Below are 2,454 nucleotides of genomic sequence, written 5' to 3'. Positions count from 1 at the left end.
GCGCAGATGAACGCACGTCCGCCGGACAGCGCGCGACGTACTTCGATCTCCGGCGCGCTGGCCTTCGGCAGCGACCTTTTCGCCGAAAGCGGCTTTCAGGGGACCAAGCGCGTCATCGACGTTTCGGGCGACGGACCCAACAACCAGGGCGCGCCGGTCGACATCACGCGCGACGAGGTGGTGAGGCAGGGCATCACCATCAACGGACTGCCGCTGATGACAAGGGGCGGGTACGGCGGCGCCTTCGACGTCGCCAATCTCGACCGCTACTACAGCGACTGCGTGATCGGCGGGCCGGGCGCCTTCATGATCCCGGTCAACGACTGGACGCAATTCCCGGAAGCGATCCGTCGCAAGCTGGTGCTCGAGCTCGCCGGCCCGGCCTCGCGGCAATGGGCGGCAGAAGAGGCGGCTCACCCGCCGGTCGTGCTTGCCGACGACAGGCCGGCCGCCGATTGCCTGGCCGGTGAGAAGATGTGGCGCAACCGCGGCTGGATGATGGATAGCCGGTGACGGTCGGCAAGCTCCGCCGGAGCGGGGTTCGGACTTGCTTCCTCGTGTAGCACAATGGCAAAATGTGATCGGGCCCGCGCCATCGCGCAACGCGATGAAATGAGGAAATATTGCATGAAACGTTTGGTCATCCTGGCGGCGCTTGCGTCGACAATATTTGCCGGAAGCGCCAGCGCCCAATTTTACGGCGAGGCCGCCTGCGTGCTGTTCGAGAATGCGAACTTCCGCGGGCGCTCGCTTGCAATGGGTCCTGACGACGCCGTCAATTTCCGGGGCGGCTTCTGGAACGACCGCGTTTCCTCGGTGCTGGTGCGGCGGGGCTGCACGCTTGTCGCCTATGAGAATGCAGGAAGGCGCGGCCGCTCGATCGAGCTCAATCGCAGGGTCCGCGATTTCGGAGGTTCCGGCTGGAACGACCGCATCTCGTCCGCGGAGTGCTATTGCGACCGATATTGAGGTCGTCAAACCGGCGAGCGGTCATAACGCCAGGCTGAAAACCAGCCCGGAATTCTCGGCGCTGAAGGCGCAGTTGACCGAAGACATCCGCATTGAGGCGATACGGACCGCACAGCCGCCGTAGGTTTTCGTAGCCTTGTCGCTTAGGCGGCCAGCAACTGCTTGCGGTCTACGCGCTCCTGCTGCGGCGAGCGGGCATAGAGCTCGCGGTAGCATTTGGAGAAGTGCGAGGCCGAGACGAAACCGCAGGCGACAGCCACTTCCACCACGGGCAGCGACGACTGGATGAGCAAATGCCTGGCGCGGTCGAGCCGGATCTCGAGATAGTAGCGGGCAGGCGAGCGGCCCATCTCGGTGCGGAAGAGGCGCTCGATCTGCCGGCGCGACAGATCGACATGGTCGGCGATCTCGATCAGCGACAGCGGCTCGGAGAGGTTCGCCTCCATCAATTCAATGATGGTCAGCACCTTGGAATTCTGCACACCGAGACGGGCGCGCAGCGGCAGGCGCTGGCGATCCGTCGGGCTGCGCACGCGGTCGGTCAGCACCTGCTCGCAGACGCGGTTGACGAGGCTTTCGTCGAAGTCGTCGCCGATCAGCTTCAGCATCATGTCGAGCGCCGCGGTGCCGCCTGCGCAGGTGTAGACATTCTGGTCGATCTCGAAGAGGTCGGCGAAGACATTGGCCTTGGGAAAGGCCTCCGAGAAGCCCGGCAGGTTTTCCCAATGGATGGCGCAGCGCTTGTTGGAGAGCAGGCCCGCGGCCGCCAGGATGTGCGCGCCGGTGCACAGGCCGCCCACGGCGACGCCGCGGTTGTATTCCTCGCGCAGCCAGGCGAAGGCCGACTTGTTATGATAGCGCTCGACATTCATGCCGCTGCAAACGATCGCCATGTTCGGGCGGTCCGGCCCGGCCATCTTCCTGCGCTCTTCCTCGAGCGAGGTGTTGACGGCGCATTCGACGCCGTTCGAGGCGCGCACGGGCTTGCCGTCGATACTGGCCAGGCGCCAGCTATAGGCCTCGTAGCCGAGCATCCGGTTGGCCGAGCGGAGCGGGTCGAGCGCCGTTGCGAAGGCGATCATGGTGAAGTCGGGGATGAGGAAGAACACAAACGATCTCTTGATCGGGTGCTTGACGGCATTCACGGGAAACCTCACGCGGCCATGACGCGAACAGAATGTCGCTAATAGCATAGCGACATCAGGAAAAATCATTCCTGTCAATCGGCTAGACGGCTAAGCGACGATTAAATTTGCGACACGGGTCGCAAACGGGCAATCGTCGATGGCGCGAGACTGGAGGTTGCTACTTCAGGTTCCAACGAATGCGCCGTCAGAAGAAAAACGCCGCCACGGCGGAGCCGGGCGACGTTGAATTTCATTCAGCGCGACGGCAACCAGGTGCCGTTCGAAACTGCTGTGTCAGGCAACGAAGCCGAGGCGAGCGGCAGCCATGGCGCCGGTCTGGCCGGGCATGGTCTTGGCA

3 protein-coding genes are annotated in these 2,454 nt (G+C 63.7%); 2 read left to right on the top strand and 1 reads right to left on the bottom strand.

Annotated features, from left to right (window positions below):
- Together EOA60_RS28765 and EOA60_RS28760 are read left to right on the top strand one after the other, a co-directional pair.
- The coding region (locus EOA60_RS28765; RefSeq protein ID WP_128312294.1) for a DUF1194 domain-containing protein at positions 1-513 on the top strand (513 nt) is incomplete at its 5' end.
- A 114-nt stretch (positions 514-627) separates the two neighbouring features.
- Positions 628-969 (top strand): peptidase inhibitor family I36 protein, encoded by a 342-nt coding sequence (locus tag EOA60_RS28760; RefSeq protein WP_067000849.1) that lies wholly within the window; start codon positions 628-630, stop codon positions 967-969.
- A 143-nt stretch (positions 970-1,112) separates the two neighbouring features.
- On the opposite strand, the gene EOA60_RS28750 is transcribed toward EOA60_RS28760, so the two are convergent.
- The gene (locus EOA60_RS28750; protein ID WP_348626470.1) at positions 1,113-2,051 is read right to left on the bottom strand and encodes a GlxA family transcriptional regulator; all 939 of its coding nucleotides are present in this window, start codon (positions 2,049-2,051) and stop codon (positions 1,113-1,115) included.
- Positions 2,052-2,454 lie beyond the last annotated feature (403 nt).

Source organism: Mesorhizobium sp. M1A.F.Ca.IN.020.06.1.1 (assembly GCF_004023265.1).
In the GTDB taxonomy this organism is placed as follows: Bacteria; Pseudomonadota; Alphaproteobacteria; order Rhizobiales; family Rhizobiaceae; genus Mesorhizobium.
The sequence above is the reverse complement of the archived record's forward strand: the minus strand, read 5'-3'. Positions and strand labels throughout refer to the sequence as shown.

Bases quoted from the DNA above. Each gene is read 5' to 3' on its own strand.
- EOA60_RS28760 (WP_067000849.1), top strand. From the start codon at position 628: ATGAAACGTTTGGTCATCCTGGCGGCGCTTGCGTCGACAATATTTGCC.
- EOA60_RS28750 (WP_348626470.1), bottom strand. From the start codon at position 2,051: ATGATCGCCTTCGCAACGGCGCTCGACCCGCTCCGCTCGGCCAACCGG.